Genomic DNA, 22,264 nt, shown 5'->3' on the forward strand with positions numbered 1-22,264 from the left:
GCGTCAGATTTCGGTGACGCCTTCTTCTTCACCCTTGTCCTTGTCCGCGGGCGCGTTGTCCTTGGGTTTCTTGCGGATGATGATGTCGCCGTTGGGCAGGATCTCGGGCAGCTCATAGGCGCTCCAATCCTCCACCTCCCTGGCGATCTCGGCCAGGGCGGGACCCATTTCGCTGAGGAATTCCGCCATCGAGGGGCCGATCTCTGCCATCATGCCTTGCAGGTCGTCCAAGGCCGGGGCCATCTCCTCGCGCAGCCCCTCCCAGAACAGCTCCGCCCCGCGCTCCATCAGCGAGGGGCCGGTGTCCTCTTCCCCGGCCTCCTGGGCGGTGAGCGGGCTGGACATCAGGGCAACAAGAGCGGCGGGCAGAAGGATTTGTTTCATGGCGCCAATATAGGGTTGGTTTGCCGGAGGTAACAGGGGGAGTGCGCAACCGTGCTGCCCCGGGCGGGCGCCTGCCGGCGCCTTCGGCTTGTTTCCCGGCGCGGCTGCGCAGGTCAGACAGCGTCCTGCAGGTCCTGAAACAGCTCATTGTACAGATCCCAGTCCAAGGACCCGTCCCAGCTGGCAACAACCGTCAGCCCATCCGGGCGGACAAAGAACAGGGCGCCGATGTTGGGTTTGCGCGGATCCTTATGAGTCCATCTGCCGGTGTGCCGGACAAAGGTTCCCGGATGAGCGGGCAAGACGTGGACGCCCATGCCGTAATGCACCGATCTGTCATAAGCAAACTGCGCCGGTGCCGTCATCCAAGGCTGTTCGGGGGCGAACCAATGCATGGCAAACCGGGCGTAATCCTCAACCGATAAAGCCCAGCCGCCATAGCCGGCGGCATAAGACATCCGCCCTGCCACTGTGGCCTGATCCGCACCCGCGGGGACCATGATCTGCTCCTTGCAGTAGTCGCCATAGTATTTTCCGGACATCGCCTCGATCAGGAAGCCCAGGATGGCGTAATTGGAGTTGGAATAGACATAACTGCCGCGCGGGCCGAAATTTGCAGCCTCCTTCAATGCGGCCTTGGCCATCGTGGGCTGGCTGCTGAGGTTCCTGGAACGCGTCGACATTTTGCCGTAAGCCAGCTTCTCCGGCAGCCCGCTGGTGTGGGTGGCGATCTGTTCCAGGGTGAGGCCTGCCATCTCATCGGCGGGAGTAAAGTTCATCCTGGCAAATTCGGGCGCCAGATCCGCCACAGTGCTTTGCCATGTATACGGGCCGTCTTTCAGCAGCTGGTTCAGGCACATGCCAGTGACCGCCTTGGACAGGCTGGCCATGGGATAGGCCATTTGCGGGCTGCGTTTTTGCCCGGCGCTGTGCAGGATCACCCCATCGCGGCCAATCGCCAGGCTGCTGCTGGTCACGCCATGCCGGTCCATCCAGCTGCGCCAGGCGGCCTCAACCCTGGCTGTACCGACCGGTTCGGCGGCCTGCGGTTCTGCGCTCTTTCTTGCGCCGGAACCATCAAGCGCGGTGGCAAGCGGCCCGTCCAGCCCCATAACAACGCCAGTTCCGGCCAAGGCAAAGCCGCCAAGCAGAAGTGCAGATGCAAGAAGTTTACGCAGACCCATAATATCCCCCAATCAAATGACCGGAGGATTAGACGGCGATCTGGCCGGAATTGTGGCCGTTTCAGCCTCTTTCGGGAAAATTACCCGCGGCGGATTTCGAAGCGGCCAGCAGTGAGCAAAACGCCTCTGCTGACACATCAGGCCAGATCAAGATCCAGCGTCACCGGGAAATGGTCGGACGCATTCAGCAGTGCCATGCGCATCTCGTCATCGGCGTAGCATTCCGCATCCTCGAACGGGTGCCAGATACGCCATTCGGGACGCAGCCCCATCAGGCTGTGCGAGATCATCACATAGTCCAAAAGCGCGCAGAAATAGCGTTTGGTTTCAGGGTTGTAGAACCGGGACGTACTGGGCAGCGCGGTGGCGCGCGGGCGCAAGAGGCTTTGCGCGTGGGGGTCGTTCAGCAGGCTGCCCATCACGATCTCGACCGAGGACTGGCCGAACAGTTTTTCAAATTCGTCCAGGCCGGGGCCGTCATTGAGGTCGCCCATCACCACCATATGCTCGCCCGCTGCCGTATGCTCCTCGACCCGGCGGTGCAGCCAGATCGCCTGCGCCAGCTGCTTGCGGCGGTTGGCGATGGAAACGGCGGTGATCTCATCCTTGGACCGGGCGCCATGCGGCGCCTTGGATTTCAGATGCGCGCCGATCATCCGCAGCGGCGTGCCGCTTTTGGTGGTCACCGCCAGTTCCAGCGGCGGTTTGGAAAACCGCACCTGATCGGCCTGGGCGTCAACGTCCAGATCGATGCCGAACGCGCCGTCAAACTGCGGTGCATCCGCCGTGGAACGGGCATCGTGGCGGGCGTCCAGAACATCCGGATCAAACAGCAGCGCAATTTCCTGCTGGGTGTCGTTGGGAAAGCCGCTTACCGCTTCGCGCGCCCTGAGGCCGGCTTCTGCTGCAAAGCGCTCCAGCGCCCTTGTGGTGCGCTGGCTGCGCCCGGTATTGGGCGCCTCCACCACCATAACCGCATCGGCATCGATGCGACGCAACACATGGGCGATGGCGTGGCCCTGGGTATAGCGGTCTACCCCGTGGCGGGAGGAACGTTCGCCGTCGAGCAGCAAATTATCCTCTGCATCAAACAGGCTGGCGAACCATTCGATATTATAGGTTGCCAGCCGCATTGCCGCAGCATCCGTTGATTTCGTCCCAGGCGCGGTTGATGTCGGTCATCCGCTTCTCCGCCAGCCGCACCGCCTCTTCCGGCACGCCGCGGGCGATCATCGCATCCGGGTGGGTGTCGCGCACCAGCTTGCGCCAGTGTTTGCGGATCTCGTCCTTGGCCATATCGGGGCTGACGCCCAGCACAGTATAGGGGTCCTTGGGCGCATCCGGCACAAATCGCGCCCTAAGCGCCTGGAACTGCTGCGGCGTCTGGCCGAAGATGCGGCTTACCTCTTCGAGGAACTCATTTTCGCCGGGGTGATAGAACCCATCCGCCATAGCGATGTGGAACAGCCCCTCCATCAGGTCGCACAGGGTGGTGGGGTCATCGGCAAACATGCTGTGGATGCGGCGGGCGTATTCCTGGTAACCGGCCACATCGGTGCGCGCCATGTCAAAGACGCGGGCAGCGCCGGTTTCGTCATCGCGGGCGATCTGGAACACCTCGCGGAAGGCGGTGACCTCGTCGCGGGTGACCTGGCCGTCGGCCTTGGCCATCTTGGCGCCAAGGGCAATGACGGCAATGGCAAAAGCCACGGTGCGTTCAGGCGGGGCGCGCAGGCGGTCGAAGACTTCAGACAGGCTTTCGCCTGCAGCAAGGGCTGCCAGCGCGTCGGATATGCGGGTCCAGAGTGACATGGGATCAGCCTATGCGTCTTTGCCGGGATTGTCAGGGGCGGGAATACCCGGTGTCAGGATTTTCTGCATGAAAACAGTGTCGAGCCAGCGGCCGTTCTTGCAGCCCAGTTCCGGCATCCGGGCGGTTTCCGCATATCCCAGGGCGGCGTGAAAACCAATGGCCGCAGGATTAGCGCTGCTGACGCTGGCGATCAGCACATGGATCTGCGCTGCTTTCGCCTTCTCCTCCAGCGCCTGCATCAGCTTGCGGCCTGCACCCTGGTCTTGCCCAGCGGGCAGCAGGTGGATGGTGTGTTCCGCGGTAAAGCGGTAGCCGGGGCCGGAGCGGAACGGGAAGAAATACGCGTGGCCGAGGATTTCGCCATTCTGCTCCGCCACCAGATAGGCGCCGTCGCTGGCGGTGATCTGATCCCGGACCTGCTCCGGTGTCTTTTCAACGGTGTTGAAGGTCGCCAGCGTGTCGCGGATCACCCAATTGGCAATGGCGCAGACGGCTTCGGCGTCTTCTTCGCGGGCGGGGCGGATGATCATCTGAGCTGCCTTTTGCCATGGGGCGTGTCGAATTCCGCAATCATGGCAGGTGCCCCCGGCTCCACCTTGATCCGCGGGTCGGCGAGGATGCGGTCCAGCGCGGCTTGCAGATCTTTGGCCTCCGGGTGGCTGAGGATCAGGCGGGTCAGACGGCAGTGTGACTGCGGCAGCTTGCCTGCCGGCGGCTCTGCCTGCCACTGCAGGACGGCGGGAAAGATGTTGTCATAGGGCAGCAGCCCGTCCGCAGGCACGGTCATCAGCCAGCTGAGGTCCCCGCGCTGCATCTGCACATGGCGCCGCGCATGGGGCGGCAGCAGGGGTTTCTCCGCTTCCAGGTCCTGGCTGCGCAGGATCCAATTGCTGAGCCGTGCAGGACCGTTGAACCGGTCGAGATTGAACCAGCGCGGCTGTTCCTGCGGCCGGGCATTGGGGGCGATGGCGATGGCCTCAAGATACAGCCCGTCCTCCAGCCCAATGAGACGGTTATGTGTGCCATAGCGCGCATGCGCGCCGCCGGGACCAAGCGGGACGCCGAGGGCCTCTTCGGTATGCGTTACGGCCTCTTCCAGCGTTTCGCCTGCCACAGCCAGGTGATCAAGTATCATTTGCGCGCCCTCCCCTTTGGCGCCAGAGACTACCGGCGGGGCCGCGGTGTGCAAGGCTGGAATTGCGGCTGGATTGACGTTCAGGGATTTCCGCGTTCCCCCGTTTGAGGTCTGGAACTCACCCTATAATTGTGCTGGACTTCAGCCCAATACATTGTGTTTCTCAACCAAAGTGCGTCCTTCAATGAGTCCGTTCGACTTCAGAACATACCAGGCCCTGACGGACCTTTACCGGGTGCACAGATTCCTTGGGCCGGACTCTGTCTTCCCGATCACGCAAGGAAACAACGCGCTTCTGGAGGAACTGACCCAATTCCTGCGGGAACCGTCACCGTCTTCCGGCACGCAATGCTCACAAACCCTAAGAGACGCGCTTTGGATGGCAGCTGTTTCTCCCGAAGTCCACTATAACGCCTTCCTGACTGCCACGTCGGCCTTGATTAAGAATGCACTTGCGAACCGGGAATACGCCCAGGATCTGAGCTGGCTTTGGGAGGATTACAGCGGCCATTACCGAACCTCGGCACCGCCTGTCCGGGCCGCATTGATGAACGGGTTCGAGCGGTTGCGGCACCATTGCCTGCTGCCGGATGATTGCAGGCCTTCAGAGGAAGACTTGCTCACCCGGGACCGGACTGAAGCAGAAGAGATGCTGACCCCAATTGCCAGGAGCATGACCCCGGCTGAAATCGAATGCGTCGCCGCAGCGGATTTTGGAATGGACATCGAAGAGCACAAAAGCGCCCTTTTCGATCTGCTGAACAGCCCGGCACTGGCTTACCCGCCGAATGAATTGCGGTTTCCTGCCGAGGTTATTGAATTGGTCTCTCATGTCCAAAGGCACACCGGCTGGCTCCCCAGCACCGCAATTCTGCTGCTGGATGCGGTCCGCACTTTGGATGAGCGGTCAAACGCTGAGTTCAGCTTCAAAAGACAGTGGCGCGGCTACAGCCGTCTTCCGGCGCCAGCCCGGAGCGCATTTCACGCCGCGTTCAGGTATCTGTATGAAAAGAACGCCTTCGATCCGCAGTTTCCGAACTACCACTGTTTCGATCGCGGCAATAACGTCTCTCTTGGCTGGGGCGGGTAGCCCGCGCCTCCGCAAAACCGCATCCGGACCCAAAAAGACGCGCCGCCCCCTTCTTTCTGGTCAAAAATACCCCCGGGGGGCCAGGGGGGCAGACAGCCCCCCTGCTCTGTTCAGCTGCGCGCTTCGCGGATCAGGCGCAGGATGTCCTGGGCGGCTTCCGGGATGTTGGTGCCGGGGCCGAAGATCGCCTTGACGCCTTTTGAGTACAGGAACTCGTAATCCTGCTGCGGGATCACGCCGCCGCAAATCACGATAACGTCGCCTGCGCCTTCAGCTTTCAGCGCCTCGACCAGCTGCGGCGCGAGGGTTTTGTGGCCCGCAGCCTGGCTGGAGATGCCGATCACGTGGACGTCGTTGTCGATTGCATCCTGTGCGGCCTCGGCAGGGGTCTGGAACAGCGGGCCCACGTCGACGTCAAAGCCGATGTCGGCAAAGGCCGTCGCGATCACCTTGGCGCCGCGGTCGTGGCCGTCCTGGCCCATCTTCACCACCAGCAGGCGCGGGCGGCGGCCCTCTTCTTCGGCGAAATCCTCGATCGATTTCTGGATCGCGGCAAAGCCCTCGTCACCCTCGTAAGCGGCGCCATAGACGCCTGCCAAAGTCTTCACTTCCGCACGGTGGCGGCCGAATTCCTTTTCCATCGCCATGGAGATCTCTCCGACTGAGGCCCGCGCGCGGGCAGCTTCGACTGCGGCTTCCAACAGGTTGCCGCTGCCCGCCTGGGCGCGGCGGGTGAGTTCATCGAGGGCGGCCTGGCAGGCGGCCTCGTCGCGGGTATCGCGCATCTTCTGCAGACGGGCGATCTGGGCGTCGCGCACCGCGTGGTTGTCGACATCCAGGATGTCGATCGGGTCTTCCTTGTCCTTGCGGTACTTGTTGACTCCAACCACCACTTCTTCGCCGCGGTCGATCATGGCCTGGCGGCGGGCGGCGCTTTCTTCGATGCGCAGCTTGGGCATGCCGGATTCAACCGCCTTGGTCATGCCGCCCATCTCCTCGACCTCTTCGATCAGCGCCCAGGCCTGTTCGATGAGATCGTTGGTGAGGCTTTCGACGTAGTAGGAGCCGGCCAGCGGGTCGACCACATTGGTGACGCCGGTTTCCTCCTGCAGCACCAGCTGGGTGTTGCGGGCGATGCGGGCGGAGAAATCGGTGGGCAGCGCGATGGCTTCGTCCAGCGCGTTGGTGTGCAGCGATTGCGTGCCGCCGAGCACTGCCGACATCGCCTCGTAAGCGGTGCGGATCACGTTGTTATAGGGATCCTGTTCCTGCAAGGAGACGCCCGAGGTCTGGCAATGGGTGCGCAGCATCTTGGAGCGTTCGGACTTGGCGCCGAATTCGGTCATCACCCGGTGCCACAGGGTGCGGGCGGCGCGCAGCTTGGCGATTTCCATGAAGAAGTTCATGCCGATCGCAAAGAAGAACGACAGGCGCCCTGCGAACTTGTCCACGTCCATGCCGGCATCCAGCGCAGCACGCACGTATTCGCGGCCGTCGGCGATGGTATAGGCCAGCTCCTGCACCAGGTTCGCGCCGGCCTCCTGCATGTGGTAGCCGGAGATCGAGATGGAGTTGAACTTCGGCATCTCGTTCGAGGTGTATTCGATAATGTCCGAGATGATCCGCATCGAGGGTTTCGGCGGATAGATATAGGTGTTGCGGACCATGAACTCCTTCAGAATGTCGTTCTGAATGGTGCCCGCAAGCAGGCTCTTGTCGTGGCCCTGCTCTTCGCCCGCGACGATGAAAGAAGCCAAGACCGGGATCACCGCGCCGTTCATGGTCATCGAGACCGAGACCTTGTCCAGCGGGATGCCGTCGAACAGGATTTTCATGTCCTCGACGCTGTCAATCGCCACGCCTGCCTTGCCGACATCGCCGACCACGCGGGGGTGGTCGCTGTCATAGCCGCGGTGGGTGGCAAGATCGAAGGCGACCGACACACCCTGCTGGCCGGCGGCCAGGTTGCGGCGGTAGAAAGCGTTGGATTCCTCGGCGGTGGAGAAGCCCGCATACTGGCGGATGGTCCAGGGGCGGCCGGCATACATGGTGGCTTTCACGCCGCGGGTGAACGGGCCGACACCGGGCAGCGTGCCCATATGCGGCAGGTCCTTGGTGTCGTCTTCGGTATAGAGCGGCTTGACCTCGATGCCTTCCAGCGTCTGCCAATTGAGGTCGTCGACCGCCCGTCCGCGCAGCTCTTTCTCAGCCAGAGCCCGCCATTCGTCTTTGTTTGTCATCAGGTCTTCCTCTTGTCAGTGCGATACGGAGCGGGTTCGTGCCCGCCGCCTGTTTATCCGGGTCGTGTGCCAGCGCGGCGAGGCCGTCGGCCCCGCTGGCCAGCCACATCATGTCGTCGGCATAGCGTTCGCGCAGGATTGCGGTCTGCGCGTCGTCAAAGGGGCGCCAGCGGCCGAAGCCCTCTGGCAGGTTGGCCGCCGCGGAGGACGGCAGGCTGGCGCGCAGGTCCTGCAGGCAGAGCGAGGCGTTGAGGCGCACCCGCGCATGGCTGCGCGGCGCCTCTGCCCCGGTCAGGGCCGTCAGCGCTGCCTCGGGCCTGGTGCCGAAGGTTTCAAACGGCAGCACATGCAGGCGCACATCGGGCACCGCGCAGGCAATATCGGTGATCACATCGCGCCAGCTGCGCGGCGCCTGCACCAGACGGTCGAGCTGCGCCGCAGAGGGCACCCGGTGGCCGCGGGCCACAGCATAGGCCAGCGCCGAGGTCCAGTAGCCGTCCAGGCTGCGGATGCTGAGCGCCACGTCTGTCACAGCGCTGCCAAAGGCCTGGGAAAAACGCGCCATCCGCTCCCCCACTCCGCTGTAAAGATCGCCAAGCCGCAGGTTGCCGCGGATGGAGCCGATCATGTTCTCTTCGCTTACCAGCAGCTGATGCACGCCCTGTTCACGGCAACCGCCAATCTGGATCTGCAGCCGCCCGCGGGCGCGCAGGGCCAGATCGCGGCCGGTCACCCGCGCAGGCCCTGGCTGGATGCCGTGGAACAGGCCCCCGCGGGTGCGGAACGGCCCCCAGAAGCCAATGCCCTGTTTGGCAAGCCCTTGGGCATTCTGGCGCATGTATTCCTGGAACGACGTGGTGGCGCAGCGGTGCGCGCCGGTATGAAGGATCACTTTCATCGTGCTTCGGGACCTCTTCTGGAGGGCCGCAGGCCGCAGCCCGGTCAAGGGGAATGGCACAATCATGGCCGGCAACCCCTCATTATCCCGTTAACGATGATGTTTTTTGGCCAAGTGCCGGATTTCCCGGTCGCATTTGCCGCCGCGGCACATATATTCAACGGGACAGGAGAGATCATGAGAGCAATCCTAACCGTTGTTTTGGCAGGTTTTCTTCCGCTTGCGGCCCTGGCGGCCGACGGCAGTGCGCCTGATTGGGTCCGGCCCGGGTACGACGCGGACCTGGACGATTTCCAGTGGACGCACCGCCCGGTGGTGGTGTTTGCCGACAGCCCGGAAGATCCGCGCTTCCACGAGCAGATGGAGCGTCTGATGCAAGGCGCCGAGACGCTGAAGGACCGCGATGTGGTGGTGCTGACCGACACCGACCCGGCGGCCAAATCCGCGCTGCGCAAAAAGCTGCGGCCGCGCGGGTTCATGCTGGTTCTGGTCGGCAAGGACGGCGGTGTGAAGCTGCGCAAACCGCACCCTTGGACGGCACGCGAATTGTCCCGCACCATCGATAAGTTCCCGGAACGCCTGCGCGAAGTGGAAGAGCGGCGCGGCGGCTGAACAGGCCCGGCAGCGCCCGCTGTCAGCTGTTGCCGCGGACGTAGATCAGCGCCATCGCCTGTTTGTCGAGCACAACCATGGCATGGGTGTCCGGCACAAAGACGAGATTGGATTGCGGGTTCAGGATGGCCCGGTAGTAAACGCCTTTTACGATCTCGCTCATGCAATTGACGCCGGCCAGGCCTGAATTCAGAATTCCGATGCCCTGCGGCAGATCCCGCGACATGATCGCTTCGGTCACCGCATTGGGGGACTTTCCTGCCACCCGGAACACAACCGGCTTGCCGTCTGCCAGCATTTTCATGCCCGTGTTGACGGACCGTGCCCTGCCCAGCAGCGAGGTGATCCGCGGCTGTTCCGTTGTATGAAACACCGCAGCGGTGCAGGTGGACGAGGATTGGAAAAAGAAGGTTTCGCCCAGCTCGGTCCAATCGGACAGCAGCACGCGCACCTCCTCTTCCTTGTCGAGCGTGCAGCCCGTCAGCAAGAGAATGCCCGAAAGCAGACCGGTCATTAAACGGAACATGCAGCACCTTGAGGAAGTTCAACCCAGGCAGAATGGCAGAGATTCCTGAAGATTTCGTGCATGGCGCCATGCGGTCCGGGGCAGGCATGCGGGTGCCGGCGGAAAAAACCGCCTGCCCGCCCGCGCATATGCCTGCCCCGTGGTGCATTATTCGAATTCCATGATCACATCGTCGACCGCCAGGCTGTCGCCGGCACCCGCGTTGATCTTGGACACCACGCCCTTTTTCTCGGCGCGCAGGATGTTTTCCATCTTCATCGCCTCGATGGTGCAAAGGGCCTGGCCCTCCTGAACCTCCTGCCCCACTTCGACGTCGACTTTCACAATGAGGCCGGGCATCGGGCACAGGAGCATTTTGGAGGTGTCCGGCGCGACCTTTTCCGGCATCAGATGTGCCAGTTCCGCCTGACGCGGCGTGCGCACATGCACCTTCAAATCCGCCCCGCGGGAGCGGATGCGGAATCCCTGGGTGACCTTGCCGGTCTTCAGAACCAGGATCTCGCCATCCACGTCAACAGTTGCCAGCTGATCACCCGGTGTCCAATCAGAGGCAACCCGCAGTTCGGCACCATCGTCAAACCGCACGGTGGCGCCGTCGCGGTCGGCATCAATCACCACATTGTAGGACTGTCCCTGCAGCGAGACGCTCCAATCGGTGCCGACCTTGCGTTCATGGTTGTCCATCCGGCCCGACACGCGGGTGCGGCGGATTTCGGCAACCCGGTGCATAGCAGCGCAGGAGGCCGCGATCTTGCGCAGGTCCGCCTCGGGCAGTTCGACGCCCTCGAAACCCTCGGGGTACTGTTCTTCGATAAAGGCGGTGGTCATGGTGCCGTCGATGAAGATCGGGTGGTCCATCACCGCAGACAGGAACGGCAGGTTGTGGCCGATGCCCTCCACCTCGAAGCTGTCGAGCGCGATGCGCATGGCGTCGATCGCCGCGTCCCGGGTCGGGGCCCAGGTGCAGAGCTTGGCGATCATCGGGTCGTAGTACATCGAGATCTCGCCGCCCTCGTAGACGCCGGTGTCATTGCGCACGGCGGCCTCGCCTGCGGGAGCATCGCCCTGCCACTTGCCGTTTTCCAACAACGGGCCTGCGGCTGTCTCTGCCGGCGGGCGGTAGCGCGACAGGCGGCCGATGGAGGGCAGGAAACCGCGGTACGGGTCCTCGGCATAGAGGCGGTTTTCAATCGCCCAGCCGGTGAGTTTGACGTCTTCCTGACGCAGCGGCAGCTCACCGCCGTCGGCAACCCGGATCATCTGTTCCACCAGGTCAACGCCGGTGATCAGTTCGGTCACCGGATGTTCCACCTGCAGGCGGGTGTTCATTTCCAGGAAGTAGAAGTTTTTGTCGCCATCAACGATGAATTCCACGGTGCCCGCCGAGGCATAGCCAACCGCCTTGGCCAAGGCCACGGCCTGTTCACCCATGGCTTTGCGGGTGTCTTCGTCGAGGAACGGCGACGGGGCCTCTTCGACGACTTTCTGGTTGCGGCGCTGGATCGAGCATTCACGCTCGCCCAGGTAAATGCCGTTGCCGTGGGTGTCGCAGAGCACCTGGATTTCGATGTGGCGCGGCTGGGTGACGAACTTCTCGATGAAGATCCGGTCGTCGCCAAAGGAGTTCGCGGCCTCGTTCTTGGAGGACTGGAAACCTTCGCGGGCCTCTTCGTCGTTCCAGGCGATCCGCATGCCCTTGCCGCCGCCGCCGGCGGAGGCTTTGATCATCACCGGATAGCCGATCTGGTTGGAGATCTTCACCGCCTCGTCCGCGTCTGCGATCAGCCCCATGTAGCCGGGCACGGTGCTGACGCCTGCCTCCTGGGCGATTTTCTTGGAGGTGATCTTGTCGCCCATGCTTTCGATCGCGCCGACCGGGGGGCCGACAAAGGCGACGCCTTCGGCGGCCAGGGCCTCGGCGAATTTGGAGTTTTCCGACAGGAAGCCATAGCCCGGATGCACCGCCTGGGCGCCGGTTGCGCGGATCGCCTCCATCACCTTGTCGATGACGATATAGGACTGGTTGGCGGGCGGCGGGCCGATGTGGACAGCCTCGTCGGCCATTTGCACATGCAGGGCCTGCTTGTCGGCGTCGGAGTAGATGGCAACCGTCTTGATGCCCATTTTCCGCGCGGTTTTGATCACGCGGCAGGCGATCTCGCCCCGGTTGGCGATCAGGATCTTATCAAACATAGGCAGTCCCTTGTTCCTTGGTATTCAGGAATGCAAAACGCCGCGCCCGGGGCAGACCCAGGCACGGCGTTTGCGCGATATATGCACCGGCCGCAGCGGGCCGGGTGTTCAGCAGTGCAGCGGCAGCAACAGCGGCCTTAGCACTTGCGGGGGTTTTGCTGGCAATAGACCAGGTTTGCGGCGACGCCGACGGCTGCGCCGGTGACCAGGCTGCCGTCCAGCAGCGCAGCGCCTGCGGCACCTGCGCCTGCACCGTATACGATACGTTCGCCAGTGGTGTCGCCGCAGGCCGCCGCAAAGCCGCAGAGCGACAGGGCCGCGATGAAAGTTTTTGCCCGCATGTCCAGTTTCCTTCTTCCGGGGACGTCAGTGTCCCTGCGGAATTTGCAGCCAGGGCGCGGCCGCGCAATGCAGTGCAGGCACGGCCCTTCAGTTGGGCGGAGGCTTGCCGCATTGGGGGGGATATACGGCAAGCTTCCGCCGGCGCCTGAAGGGGATAAAAGACGGGCAGGCCGCGGATGGGGGCGCAGACCTGCCCGTTCAGGCGAAGGGGCCGGAACAGATGCTCGGCACAGCAGCGTGGCTGCGCTGCTTGACCCACGATGCACAGCCCCGGCGCTGCTGTAAGCCCCTGAAATGCAAGGCTGCGGATTTGGGCAGATTCCTGCTGAATTGCGCGGCAGCTGTGCGATTTCACGCCGAAATCACGCACCGCCGGACGGGCAGTGGCGCAGGGCCGCGTCAGCCCTGTCACATCGCCGTTACAACCCTGACGCTGTGCTGTTCGGCCCGACAAGCGGCCGTCAAAGCGCTGTGAACGGCAGCGCCGGACCGGCGCGGAGATTTGCAGCCCCGCCAGTACCTTGGCCTGCGCAAACACTGCAGCGTGACCAGCCCGTGAAAATTCCGCACTTTTTCTGGCGTAAATCCTCACGGCGGCTCTCTTTGAAGTCATTTCCCCCCTGTTTGCACACGTGGGAGTCTGGCTGCACGACACATAAGGAGGAGGGATAACCCCATGAACAAAGTGCATAGAGGGCGCTTCGCCCTGGCTGCTGCTGCACTTGCCGGCAGCGCAGGCCTGGCCCAGGCGGATACGCAGTCCGAGCTGCAAGAGCTGCGCAACCGGGTCGAGGTGCTGGAAGCGGAGAACCAGCAGGTGACCGGCGCGCCCGGCGACTTCCGCCTGGGCAATACCGCGGTCGACATCTACGGCTATGTCAAGGCCGATTTCTTTTATGATTTCGACTTCGTCCAGGGTGACACGGCCTTTGTCAACAATATCGGCGAGCCGGTGAATGCCACCGACGGCGATTTCGGCGCCACCGTGCGTCAGTCGCGGCTGGGCATCCGCACCACCACCGAAAGCGGCATCGGCACCCTGCAGGGCCAGCTGGAGTTTGACCTGTTCGCCTCGGGCGGCACCTCTGAGCTGCGGTTGCGCCACGCAAATGTGCAGATCGGCGATCACTGGCTGATCGGCCAGACCTGGACCAACTTCATGCCGTTGGGCCAGTACCCCGCCAGTGTGGAATTCAACGGGCCGGTCGGCATCGCCTTTGCCCGGGTGCCGCAGGTCCGCTACAGCAACAGCTTTGGCGACGGTTTCGACTACAGCCTGTCGCTGGAGGAAAACACTGCCGCCTCCAGCGATCCGGTGGCCACAGCAGCGTTCCAGTACAGCAACGATCTGTTCACCGCGCGTGTAGCGGGCCTTGCCGGCACCGTCCAAAGCGGCGGCGTTGACGTTGATCAGACTGGTGTCACCCTCTCCGGCTCCATCGCGCCCTGGCAAGGCGGTTTGTTCCAGGCGACCTATGTTGACGGCGAGGCCTTGGGGCCGCTGCTGATCGGGCTGGGCGATGCGGTGGTCGGCGGCCAGGCCAACGACGTGGAGGGATACACCCTCGAGTTCCGCCAGGACATCGGCGACAAATGGAACGTCGGCATCGGCTACGGGCGCGAGGACTATGATCTGCCAACCTCTACGGGCACGCTGTCTTTCACCGAGCTGGAGACCATTCACGTCAATGCCTTCTTCAACCCCACCGACAATCTGACGCTGAGCGCTGAATACATCTTTGGCGAGCGCAATGACGCGGTTTCCGGCAATACCTTTGACGGCGACCGGGTGCAGCTGGCGGTGCAGCTGAACTTCTGACAGAACCAGTGACGGGCGGCGCCCCGGACGCAGCGGCAGGCATCGCGGAGCGATCCGCGGTGCCTGATCCGTGATATGCGTCCAGGGCCGCGCCATCAGGTGAATGCGTCCGGGAAAGACGCCTGCGCGACGGCCACGTCAATGACCAGCAGCGCCTCATAGCTGGCCGGGTCGAACGGATCCTCGGCCGGGATCACCTCGCGGCCGAACAGCCAGCTGAGACGGCCGGCGTCCAGATTGCCGCGCTCGAACGGCTGATCGCCGAACTGCTCCCACAGCGCCTGCATGAACATGGCGTCGACGCGCCGGTCGACGTGTTTGCGGTCGGCATAGCGCTCGCGCCGGGTCAGCGGTGTGACCCCCTTGGGATTGGGGCGGCGGACGGTGAATTGGAAATCGGTGCCAGGCATACGGCCCGGGAACCCGCGGTGTTTCAGCATTTGGGTGCCTCCTGTCCGGCACCCTGCGGGCGGGTAAGGGCCGGCCGCAGGGCCGGACCCTTGTGGTCGTTACTTGTACTTGCCGGTGAATTCCGGCTCTTGCGAGATCGGCTCGGGCTCGACCACGACAAATTCTTCTTCCTGCTGGGCGCAGGCAGTGACGGCGGCCAGCAGGCCTGCCAGGGCGATAAGCTTGATGCTCTTGGACATTTCTGTCTCCTGATAAAAAATGCGAAACCTGCGGGAGCTTCAGCCTCCGCGTGCCTCAACCTCAATGTGAAGGCAGCCCGCGGGCCGCCCGCGCCAAGGATAACGGGGTTTGCATCCGAGTCACATGGCAATAGCGGCAATTGACAGCGCTGTGGCTGCAATGCCGCAAGAATCCGCCGATCTGAAGTTCGCCCCGCAAGATGTTGTGGATGCATCAGAAAGCCTCCCACATGCAGCCCGTGGATTCGGGGCGGTAGGCTTCGAAAAACTGGGTGGCGGCAGGGTCCTGCGCGCCAAAGGGCACGGTCCGGTCCGACAGCGAAATAACCACCTTGGCTGCGGTAATCCGGTGTTCGGCCAGATACGGCAGCGCCTGGGTTTCGCACAGGTGGTCCATGTCGGGGGCTGCAGCGTCATAGCTGACAGTGCCGGTTTCGCGGGCGATTTCCGGCGCAACAAAGCGGAACCGCACCCAGATTGAGCCTGCCTGGCCCGCCTGCCCTGGCGCGTCATCCAGCAGCACCTCGGCCAGGGTCACGGGCTGGCCCGAGGGAACCGCAACCGGCTCAGCCGCAGCAGCGGTCAAAGCGGACAATGCAAAGGGAACAGCCGCCAAAAATCCGCAACCCCGGCCCCCGGTTTCCCAGGCTCCTCCGGCCGGGGCTGCTGGCGCAGCGCTCAACGCGCGCGCTGTCTGAATTCGGCTGACGCGGATCATGAGACTGATTCGTCCTTCATGTCAATTTTTGCCGCAATTTCGGGCGCATTCTTCGCATTTGACCCGGTTTTCAGGCATGTTGCGCCTCGGCGCGGCGCGGCATGGCGCAGCCAGCGGTCCCGGTTGGCGGGGTTTTCCAGCACATCCGCAATCAGCCCGGCCGCATTGGAGGGCACCCGGCCCGTCACCTGCCCGCCCGCACGGACCCGCAAGCCTTGACCCTTGGCCGTGATTTCCACCACCGGGGAGAAGCCCCGCAAGCCTTGCAGCCGCCGCCACATGTCCTGACGGATCTGATGCGCCAGCCGCAGCGGATCAGCGGCAGGCAGCAGGGTTTCCGCCGCCACATCGAACTGCGCAGGCAAACGGCGCGACAGCGTCAGCCCTCCTTCATCCGGTGTGATATGCCAACGGTTGCTGCGCAAATCCGAAGCCTCCCTCTTCTTTCTGGTTAAAAATACCTTCGGGGGTGCGGGGGCAGACAGCCCCCGCTCAACATTTGCCTTACAGCGGAATGTTGTCGTGTTTTTTCCACGGGTTCTTCAGCTGCTTGCCGCGCAAAGATGCAAACGCGCGGGAGACGCGGCGGCGGGTGGACTGGGGCATGATCACCTCGTCGATGAAGCCGCGTTCCGCCGCCACAAAGGGGTTGGCGAAGCGGTCTTCATAGTCCTTGGCGTGGGCCGCGATTTTGTCCGCATCCTTGAGGTCGGCGCGGTGGATGATCTCGGTTGCGCCCTTGGCACCCATCACCGCGATTTCGGCGGTCGGCCAGGCATAGTTGAAATCGCCGCGCAGGTGCTTGGAGGCCATCACGTCATAGGCGCCGCCATAGGCCTTGCGGGTGATCACGGTGACTTTTGGCACGGTGGCTTCGCCGTAAGCAAACAGCAGCTTGGCGCCGTGCTTGATGACGCCGCCGTATTCCTGGCTGGTGCCCGGCAGGAAGCCCGGCACGTCGACAAAGGTCAGGATCGGGATCTCGAAACAGTCGCAGAAGCGCACAAAACGGGCGGCTTTGCGGCTGGAGTCGATGTCGAGGCAGCCCGCCAGCACCATCGGCTGGTTGGCAACGATGCCGACGGTCTGACCCTCAAGGCGGATGAAACCGGTGATGATGTTCTTGGCGAAATCTTCCTGGATCTCGTAAAAGTCGCCCTCATCCGCCACTTTGGTGATCAGCTCCTTCATGTCGTAGGGGCTGTTGGGGTTATCCGGGATCAGGGTATCGAGGCTGGTCTCGATGCGGCCCGGTTCGTCAAAGAACGGGCGCACCGGGGGCTTTTCCTGGTTGTTAAGCGGCAGGAAGTCGACCAGGCGGCGGACTTCGGCCAGCGCCTCGACGTCGTTTTCAAAGGCGCCGTCGGCGACAGAGGACTTCTTGGTGTGGGTGGAGGCGCCGCCCAGCTCCTCAGCGGTCACCACCTCGTTGGTCACGGTTTTCACCACGTCCGGGCCGGTCACGAACATGTAGGACGTGTCTTTGACCATGAAGATGAAGTCGGTCATTGCAGGTGAATATACCGCGCCGCCGGCACAGGGCCCCATGATGACGGAGATCTGCGGGATCACCCCAGAGGCCATGATGTTGCGCTGGAAGATCTCGGCGTAGCCTGCCAGCGCGTCGACGCCTTCCTGGATCCGGGCGCCGCCGGAATCGTTGATGCCGATCACCGGCGCGCCGTTTTGCACCGCCATATCCATGATCTTGCAGATCTTCTGGGCGTGAGTGGCAGAGACCGAGCCGCCCAGCACGGTGAAGTCCTGCGAGAACACATAGACCTGGCGGCCGTTAATGGTGCCCCAGCCGGTCACCACGCCGTCGCCGTACGGCCTGTTGTCTTCCATGCCGAAATCGGTGCAGCGGTGACTGATGAACATGTCGAACTCTTCAAAGCTGTCTTCGTCCAGCAAGAGTTCGATCCGTTCGCGGGCTGTCAGCTTGCCGCGGCCGTGCTGCGCATCAATGCGGCGCTGGCCGCCGCCCAGCCGCGCGTCCTGGCGGCGGTCTTCCAGCTCGGAAAGGATGTCTTTCATGGCACATGTCCCCTGTAGATTTCACCGGGACCATATATTGCGCTGCGGCGAAGCCAAAGAACATTATCGCAAATTTGCAAATCGTTTGCATACGTAGGATGCAAACCAGTAAATCAGCAAAGTTTCAGCTCGGATACCGGCCCTTCCCCGGGGCCGGATGAGCAGCGTCAGGCGGCTTTGGCGATCTCGGCCATCTGCCGCAGGGCATTGGTCAGCGGCGTTTTGACCGGGGCCTTAACGCCAAAGGGGTTATCTTCGACCATCGCGATCACCGGGTCGTCCTTGAGGAATTTCAGGTAGGCGGCGATCTGAGCCAGCAGGGCCTGCGCGGCCTTTTTGCGGGCGTCGCCAGTGGCTGATTTCATTTCGAACAGCGCCTTCATCAGCGCGGTCTGGTTGCCATCGGTGACACCGGCCAGTCCGGCATCGGCGATTTGCGCCAGTACCGGGTGGTTCTGGGATTTCAGCGCGTCCTGCAGGCCGGAGACACCGCGGTCCACGTCCTCCTTGGCCGCCTGCCAGATTTCCATTGGGTCCGCCGCGGGCTGGTCCGTCTCCGCCGGTGCCTCAATCGCTTTGATCAGCGCTTTGAGCCCCTCCGCAGCCTCGGGCAGCGCGCCGGATTTCAGACTGGCCGCGATGGTGCGGGCCTGTTCGGCCAAAGGCGCCGCCTGTTCCGGCGGCAGGGATTTAAGCTTGGCCGCCTGAGCGGTCAGCAGCTTACCCAGTTTTGCGGCCTGTTCGGATTGGGCCGGGTCTGCAGGCGGCGGCTTGGGCTGACCGCCCAGTTTGGCAAGCGCCGCCTCAAGCCGGTCCAGCCGCGCCGCGCAAGCGTCGTGATCACCCTGCCCCAGCAATTTCACGCTGGCTTTGACTTCCGGCGCCAGCTTGCCCGCCAAGTCCGGATTGCCCAGCGCCTTGATTGCCTCAGCCGCGGCTGCGATGCGGGTTTTCAAGGCAGCAGCATCACCTGCATCAGGCGTGTTTCCCTCGGCGGGAGAGGTTTCGGGGCTGGTCTCTGCGGTGTCGCCGTCGTCATCCGGCAGGCTGTCTTCGTCGATGACGCCGCCGTCCGGGCCGACCAGGACCGGCTTGAACTTGACCATGCCCTCCTTCATGAACTTTTTCTTCAGCTGCTTGACGATGCCCTTCAGCGGCTTTTCCGGCTGCAGGAAAACTTCGTTTTCCTCAACCCGCAGTGTGCCAAAGCAGGATTTCTTGATCCCCGGCGCCTTTTTCAGATCGCCGCGCAGCACCTTGCCGGGCTTGCGCAGGTCGATCATCAGCCCGCAGTCTTCAGGCTTGCCAGCAAGGCCAAAGGCAAACGGCAGCTCCTTGCCGGAGGCCTTGGCCTTTTTCAGCAGTTTCAGGACGGCGTCGGCGTCAAAAGCCTGGTCAGGCATGGCAGTCTCCTTGCTGGCTCCTAGCTGGCGGTGCCGGTGAAGGCATCCCAGTCCTCAGCGCTCATTTCCACAAAATCGAGATCGGCCTCGTCGCCCGGCTCGGACAGCGGCTGGTCGGGCCAGATCATCCCGTAAGCACGGCGGAACAGCGCCTGCAGTTCAGCATCGTCAAACGGGTATTGCTGGCCTGCGAACTGGCCGATGCGCCCGGCAGGGCTGGCGATCAGCGAGTCCAGCGCCAGCCGCAGCCAGTCGAGGTTGCCCTCCTTGTAGGCGCGTTTGTGCATGCTGCGGATGTCGGCGTCGAACTGGGCCAGGTCAGCCATCGGATCGGGAGCATTGACCGCCCGGCCCATGGTCAGCAGCCGCAGGTAGCCCGCGATCAGTTCCTTGCGGATTTTCATGGGATCATGTTCCCCGGATTGCCATTGGTGTAGGTCTTGGTCTCGTTATCCCAGCCATCAGCGACCGGGTATTGCTGCATCATCACCCAGCGGCCCGGTATTTTGGCCGGGGGGGCGTTATGGCGGGTGGTGTATTTCGTCACATAGTCCGCGTTATCCTGCGCTTTTTCTTCATCATAGACCGTCCCGGGATCGGGATGATCCGTGGTTTCCGCCGGCAGTTTTTCCGGCTCCCAGATGAAGTTCACATAGGCGCGGGTCAGGCCTTCGACCTCCTCGAAGCTTTCATAGGTCTTATCAGCGATCGGCTCGCCGTTGTCATCGGAGCGCACCTGTTTCTTGTGGCCGATATAAGCCTTGTCGATGGGGCGCCCGTGCTCGACGGTGAAATCGGCGCTTTCATCGGGATCGGTCAGCGGATCGCCGGTGAATGTCATTTCGGTTTCAGTGATATCGACACCTTTGGCCAATGCCGCCTCAGCAGCAATCTCTCGGCCTGCCAGCCAGTCCTGCGGGCTGTGGAACTTGGAAGACGCGCCAGTGTAGGAGCGTTCATCGTCGGAATGCGCATTGGGCGGCTTGCCGGTTTTCAGGCGGATGATCAGGTCCTCGTCGCTGACGTCCGGGCCGTGGCGGTCGAGAGAATGGCCTGCGTTGCTGCCGACACCGTCCAGCATTTCATAGGCTTCGGCCGCTTCATTGCTCAGCCCTTTGAGGTCGGTGCGGATGCCGTCAAAGGCGGTCTTGGCCTTTTCAAAGTCCGGCTTCTTTGCCTCATCCTCGGCAGCGGACACCCGGACCTCCAGCGGATCCAGTTTTTCTGCCTCCAAGCCCGCGCGTTTCAGCGCCCCGATGATGCCCTGCACCTGGAAACGGGCTGTGGCCATCGGCCTGACCGTCGCCAGCAGCTTTTCATGGGTGTCCAGCATCAGGAAGGCGTCGCCGTATTCCCTGTCGGTTCCGGCCCGGTCCTTGGCCGCCTGCAGGGCATCGTCCAGTTTGCTCTCTGCGGCCGGCAGTTTGAGGTATTTCTTGGTCCGGTCGTGCTGTTTTTCGACCTTGGCCAGCTTGGCGCGGTAGTCGGCCATGGCCAGCACCAGATCCATGAAGTCGGTGCCATCCAGAACTGTCTGCAGATCACCTGCTGCCTTGGCCGGATCACCGCCGCGGGCTGTGAGTTCCGCAGCCTTGATCGCGTCATCCAGCGTGCCCTTCAGAGCATCCGCATCGCCGGGCAGCACTGCAAGCAGATCTTCGGCGGCCTGTTTGGCGGTCAGATAGGCCGGCATTGCGCGCAAAAGCGCCAGCGCGGCAGGCACGGCAGCAATGGCTTCGGGGTATTTCTGCGCCGTGATGGCATCCGTCACTGGTTTCAGGAAATCATATCCCGCAGCGCCTGGGTGCCGGGCCAGGATCTGTGCCATCTCGCGCCGGTCATCCACCACTTTTTCAAGCTGGAACAGCTGGTTGAGCTTAACATGATACTGCGGCGCGCCGGTTTTCTTGTCGAAATTATCCGCATCGGCCAGCAGTTTATGCGCGTCCCAGGTGGTGGTCAGGTCGCTCAGCTCGGGCTCTGCCAGCACCTTTTTCAGGGCGTCGTATTTCTTTTCCAGCGCCTTGACGATCTGTTTGGAATGGCTTTTGCGCATCAGGGCCCGGTTGGCCTTTTCCCAGACCTTCAGATCCGTCTGCGCACCTGCGGGATCATTGGTGCCCTTGAATTTCTGCTTGGTATCCGCCGCCGCCAAGGCGTTGCGGAACCCCTCATCCGCACGCAGGGAGCCGTCAAAGCCCTGCATGTAGCGGGCCAGCTTGCCGCGGTCTTTGGTGCTGTAGTCGATCAATTCCTGCAGCAGCACCTTGGCCTCGCCGAACTTCTGTTCCTTATAGGCTTTCTTCTTGACGTTTTTCAGGTGATTGCGGAAATCCCTGGCGTCCGGCACCGCACTGGCGAGGATAAACTCGCAGCGCGCATGAGACTTCGCCATATAGTCGTCCATCAGCGCCGCAAAGCTGAGAGCCTCTGCCAGATCATCCTCATCGCCCAGATTGGTTTTCCAGGCTTCCAGCGCGGCTTTGGCGGCACCGAAATCCCCGGCCTTGGAATGGCCGGCGGCGATCTTCATCTGCGTGTCGCGGGCGGCTTCGGCAGTGTCCTTGGCGACGCCGGCCATCGCGTTGATCAGCGACAGCGTGGCATGCGTCCAATTGTCGAAGAAGATGCCATAGGTATTGGCGGTCTCGGCCTTGGCCGAGATGTCCTTGGCCGATGCCTCCACCGCCTCGAAATCGGTGCCGGTGACGGCGGCAGCCATGGCTTTCTGCGCCGCCTTGATCAGGCCCTCCACATAGGTAAAGGCGCCCTGATCCAGACTGTCGCGCACCGATGCGAACTTATCCTCTGCCGCGGCCAGGGCGGCCCGCGCCTTGTCCCGCGCTGCCGCAACGGCCTGCTGCGCGGCAATCTGGCTGGCCAGATCCGTGATATCGCTGTCGATCTTGTCAAAGGCGCCGGCCTCAGCCGCGCTGAGGACTTCCTTTTTCAGCGCCTTGCGCCCGCCCGCCAGGCTGCGCCGCGCGCCTGAGCTGAGGTCAGCGGGAATGGCAATCTTGTTCAGCTCCGTCAGGGCCGCCTTGCGCCGGTTGTCCACGTCCTCATCCCCCGGATCGGGGAGGTCCGGCATATCCCAAGCCTTGAGGCTGTAAAACCGTTCGGCCCATTGCCGGATGGCCGGATTGTTGGCAAGCGGATCAGGGGTATTGGCCATGTGCCACCTCAACAGATTTAAAGGCCAAGCCTTCGGGAAACGCGG

General features: G+C 62.8%; 22 protein-coding genes. 3 read left to right on the forward strand and 19 right to left on the reverse strand.

All coding sequences use genetic code 11. The annotated features are described in order from the left end of the window. Positions 1-3 precede the first annotated feature (3 nt). The 6 genes from A2I95_RS05410 to A2I95_RS05435 all read right to left on the reverse strand — a co-directional run bounded on the left by A2I95_RS05410 (position 4) and on the right by A2I95_RS05435 (position 4,516). Positions 4-384: a hypothetical protein gene (locus A2I95_RS05410; protein WP_291728608.1), complete on the reverse strand. Its 381-nt coding sequence runs from the start codon at positions 382-384 to the stop codon at positions 4-6. Between the two features lie 113 nt (positions 385-497). Next, entirely contained in the window at positions 498-1,568 is a 1,071-nt protein-coding gene (locus A2I95_RS05415; RefSeq protein WP_291728609.1) for a serine hydrolase, read from the reverse strand. A gap of 137 nt (positions 1,569-1,705) precedes the next feature. Further along, complete coding sequence (locus tag A2I95_RS05420) at positions 1,706-2,701, reverse strand: endonuclease/exonuclease/phosphatase family protein (RefSeq protein ID WP_291728610.1); 996 nt, start codon at positions 2,699-2,701, stop codon at positions 1,706-1,708. Next, the gene (locus A2I95_RS05425) at positions 2,682-3,380 is read right to left on the reverse strand and encodes a molecular chaperone DjiA (protein WP_291728611.1); all 699 of its coding nucleotides are present in this window, start codon (positions 3,378-3,380) and stop codon (positions 2,682-2,684) included. Before A2I95_RS05425 ends, A2I95_RS05420 begins: the two co-directional genes overlap by 20 nt. 9 nt (positions 3,381-3,389) lie before the next feature. Then, positions 3,390-3,911, reverse strand: coding sequence for a GNAT family N-acetyltransferase (locus A2I95_RS05430; protein ID WP_291728612.1), 522 nt, complete (start codon positions 3,909-3,911; stop codon positions 3,390-3,392). Next, a complete protein-coding gene (locus tag A2I95_RS05435) occupies positions 3,908-4,516 on the reverse strand; it encodes a VOC family protein (protein WP_291728613.1) in 609 nt (202 codons plus the stop codon). Before A2I95_RS05435 ends, A2I95_RS05430 begins: the two co-directional genes overlap by 4 nt. Before the next feature lie 73 nt (positions 4,517-4,589). Here A2I95_RS05435 and A2I95_RS05440 point away from each other — a divergent pair, with 73 nt between their 5' ends. Continuing rightward, on the forward strand, positions 4,590-5,606 hold the full coding sequence (locus A2I95_RS05440; RefSeq protein ID WP_291728614.1) for a hypothetical protein: 1,017 nt from the start codon (positions 4,590-4,592) through the stop codon (positions 5,604-5,606). Between the two features lie 110 nt (positions 5,607-5,716). On the opposite strand, the gene scpA is transcribed toward A2I95_RS05440, so the two are convergent. Next, complete coding sequence (gene scpA / locus A2I95_RS05445) at positions 5,717-7,846, reverse strand: methylmalonyl-CoA mutase (RefSeq protein WP_291728615.1); 2,130 nt, start codon at positions 7,844-7,846, stop codon at positions 5,717-5,719. Further along, positions 7,812-8,744, reverse strand: coding sequence for a hypothetical protein (locus tag A2I95_RS05450; RefSeq protein ID WP_291728616.1), 933 nt, complete (start codon positions 8,742-8,744; stop codon positions 7,812-7,814). The genes scpA and A2I95_RS05450 overlap by 35 nt, the downstream gene beginning before the upstream one ends. Positions 8,745-8,921: 177 nt before the next feature. On the opposite strand from A2I95_RS05450, the gene A2I95_RS05455 reads away from it, so the two are divergent. After that, entirely contained in the window at positions 8,922-9,356 is a 435-nt protein-coding gene (locus A2I95_RS05455; RefSeq protein ID WP_291728617.1) for a DUF4174 domain-containing protein, read from the forward strand. 22 nt (positions 9,357-9,378) lie between these two features. Here the strand turns inward: A2I95_RS05455 and A2I95_RS05460 are convergent, their stop codons facing one another. The 3 genes from A2I95_RS05460 to A2I95_RS05470 form a co-directional block, all read right to left on the reverse strand. Next, positions 9,379-9,870 (reverse strand): hypothetical protein, encoded by a 492-nt coding sequence (locus A2I95_RS05460; RefSeq protein ID WP_291728618.1) that lies wholly within the window; start codon positions 9,868-9,870, stop codon positions 9,379-9,381. Between the two features lie 159 nt (positions 9,871-10,029). Beyond that, complete coding sequence (locus A2I95_RS05465; RefSeq protein ID WP_291728619.1) at positions 10,030-12,075, reverse strand: acetyl/propionyl/methylcrotonyl-CoA carboxylase subunit alpha; 2,046 nt, start codon at positions 12,073-12,075, stop codon at positions 10,030-10,032. Positions 12,076-12,212: 137 nt separating this feature from the next. Next, complete coding sequence (locus A2I95_RS05470; protein ID WP_129370421.1) at positions 12,213-12,416, reverse strand: hypothetical protein; 204 nt, start codon at positions 12,414-12,416, stop codon at positions 12,213-12,215. A gap of 677 nt (positions 12,417-13,093) precedes the next feature. Here A2I95_RS05470 and A2I95_RS05475 point away from each other — a divergent pair. Then, complete coding sequence (locus tag A2I95_RS05475; RefSeq protein ID WP_291728620.1) at positions 13,094-14,236, forward strand: DcaP family trimeric outer membrane transporter; 1,143 nt, start codon at positions 13,094-13,096, stop codon at positions 14,234-14,236. A 95-nt stretch (positions 14,237-14,331) separates the two neighbouring features. Here the strand turns inward: A2I95_RS05475 and A2I95_RS05480 are convergent, their stop codons facing one another. The 8 genes from A2I95_RS05480 to A2I95_RS05515 all read right to left on the reverse strand — a co-directional run bounded on the left by A2I95_RS05480 (position 14,332) and on the right by A2I95_RS05515 (position 22,219). Then, the gene (locus tag A2I95_RS05480; protein ID WP_291728621.1) at positions 14,332-14,676 is read right to left on the reverse strand and encodes a hypothetical protein; all 345 of its coding nucleotides are present in this window, start codon (positions 14,674-14,676) and stop codon (positions 14,332-14,334) included. A gap of 69 nt (positions 14,677-14,745) precedes the next feature. After that, on the reverse strand, positions 14,746-14,886 hold the full coding sequence (locus tag A2I95_RS05485; protein WP_024089507.1) for a hypothetical protein: 141 nt from the start codon (positions 14,884-14,886) through the stop codon (positions 14,746-14,748). 214 nt (positions 14,887-15,100) lie between these two features. Beyond that, a complete protein-coding gene (locus tag A2I95_RS05490) occupies positions 15,101-15,481 on the reverse strand; it encodes a DUF6497 family protein (protein WP_367150889.1) in 381 nt (126 codons plus the stop codon). Between the two features lie 119 nt (positions 15,482-15,600). Then, positions 15,601-16,029 carry a hypothetical protein gene (locus A2I95_RS05495; protein ID WP_291728623.1) on the reverse strand — a complete coding sequence of 143 codons (429 nt, stop codon included), beginning with the start codon at positions 16,027-16,029 and terminating at the stop codon, positions 15,601-15,603. A 79-nt stretch (positions 16,030-16,108) separates the two neighbouring features. After that, positions 16,109-17,641: an acyl-CoA carboxylase subunit beta gene (locus A2I95_RS05500; RefSeq protein ID WP_291728624.1), complete on the reverse strand. Its 1,533-nt coding sequence runs from the start codon at positions 17,639-17,641 to the stop codon at positions 16,109-16,111. 167 nt (positions 17,642-17,808) lie between these two features. Further along, positions 17,809-19,044, reverse strand: a complete 1,236-nt coding sequence (locus tag A2I95_RS05505) for a hypothetical protein (RefSeq protein WP_291728625.1) — start codon at positions 19,042-19,044, stop codon at positions 17,809-17,811. A gap of 20 nt (positions 19,045-19,064) precedes the next feature. Further along, positions 19,065-19,448: a hypothetical protein gene (locus A2I95_RS05510; RefSeq protein ID WP_027259467.1), complete on the reverse strand. Its 384-nt coding sequence runs from the start codon at positions 19,446-19,448 to the stop codon at positions 19,065-19,067. Continuing rightward, positions 19,445-22,219 carry a hypothetical protein gene (locus A2I95_RS05515; RefSeq protein ID WP_291728626.1) on the reverse strand — a complete coding sequence of 925 codons (2,775 nt, stop codon included), beginning with the start codon at positions 22,217-22,219 and terminating at the stop codon, positions 19,445-19,447. The genes A2I95_RS05510 and A2I95_RS05515 overlap by 4 nt, the downstream gene beginning before the upstream one ends. Positions 22,220-22,264 lie beyond the last annotated feature (45 nt).

This window comes from Leisingera sp. F5 (genome assembly GCF_001593695.1).

Bases quoted from the DNA above. Each gene is read 5' to 3' on its own strand.
- A2I95_RS05505 (WP_291728625.1), bottom strand. From the start codon at position 19,044: ATGCCTGACCAGGCTTTTGACGCCGACGCCGTCCTGAAACTGCTGAAA.
- A2I95_RS05475 (WP_291728620.1), top strand. From the start codon at position 13,094: ATGAACAAAGTGCATAGAGGGCGCTTCGCCCTGGCTGCTGCTGCACTT.
- A2I95_RS05470 (WP_129370421.1), bottom strand. From the start codon at position 12,416: ATGCGGGCAAAAACTTTCATCGCGGCCCTGTCGCTCTGCGGCTTTGCG.
- A2I95_RS05450 (WP_291728616.1), bottom strand. From the start codon at position 8,744: ATGAAAGTGATCCTTCATACCGGCGCGCACCGCTGCGCCACCACGTCG.
- A2I95_RS05455 (WP_291728617.1), top strand. From the start codon at position 8,922: ATGAGAGCAATCCTAACCGTTGTTTTGGCAGGTTTTCTTCCGCTTGCG.
- A2I95_RS05465 (WP_291728619.1), bottom strand. From the start codon at position 12,075: ATGTTTGATAAGATCCTGATCGCCAACCGGGGCGAGATCGCCTGCCGC.
- A2I95_RS05410 (WP_291728608.1), bottom strand. From the start codon at position 384: ATGAAACAAATCCTTCTGCCCGCCGCTCTTGTTGCCCTGATGTCCAGC.
- A2I95_RS05500 (WP_291728624.1), bottom strand. From the start codon at position 17,641: ATGAAAGACATCCTTTCCGAGCTGGAAGACCGCCGCCAGGACGCGCGG.
- A2I95_RS05435 (WP_291728613.1), bottom strand. From the start codon at position 4,516: ATGATACTTGATCACCTGGCTGTGGCAGGCGAAACGCTGGAAGAGGCC.
- A2I95_RS05430 (WP_291728612.1), bottom strand. From the start codon at position 3,911: ATGATCATCCGCCCCGCCCGCGAAGAAGACGCCGAAGCCGTCTGCGCC.
- A2I95_RS05415 (WP_291728609.1), bottom strand. From the start codon at position 1,568: ATGGGTCTGCGTAAACTTCTTGCATCTGCACTTCTGCTTGGCGGCTTT.
- A2I95_RS05425 (WP_291728611.1), bottom strand. From the start codon at position 3,380: ATGTCACTCTGGACCCGCATATCCGACGCGCTGGCAGCCCTTGCTGCA.
- A2I95_RS05485 (WP_024089507.1), bottom strand. From the start codon at position 14,886: ATGTCCAAGAGCATCAAGCTTATCGCCCTGGCAGGCCTGCTGGCCGCC.
- A2I95_RS05420 (WP_291728610.1), bottom strand. From the start codon at position 2,701: ATGCGGCTGGCAACCTATAATATCGAATGGTTCGCCAGCCTGTTTGAT.
- scpA (WP_291728615.1), bottom strand. From the start codon at position 7,846: ATGACAAACAAAGACGAATGGCGGGCTCTGGCTGAGAAAGAGCTGCGC.
- A2I95_RS05515 (WP_291728626.1), bottom strand. From the start codon at position 22,219: ATGGCCAATACCCCTGATCCGCTTGCCAACAATCCGGCCATCCGGCAA.
- A2I95_RS05480 (WP_291728621.1), bottom strand. From the start codon at position 14,676: ATGCTGAAACACCGCGGGTTCCCGGGCCGTATGCCTGGCACCGATTTC.
- A2I95_RS05460 (WP_291728618.1), bottom strand. From the start codon at position 9,870: ATGACCGGTCTGCTTTCGGGCATTCTCTTGCTGACGGGCTGCACGCTC.
- A2I95_RS05510 (WP_027259467.1), bottom strand. From the start codon at position 19,448: ATGAAAATCCGCAAGGAACTGATCGCGGGCTACCTGCGGCTGCTGACC.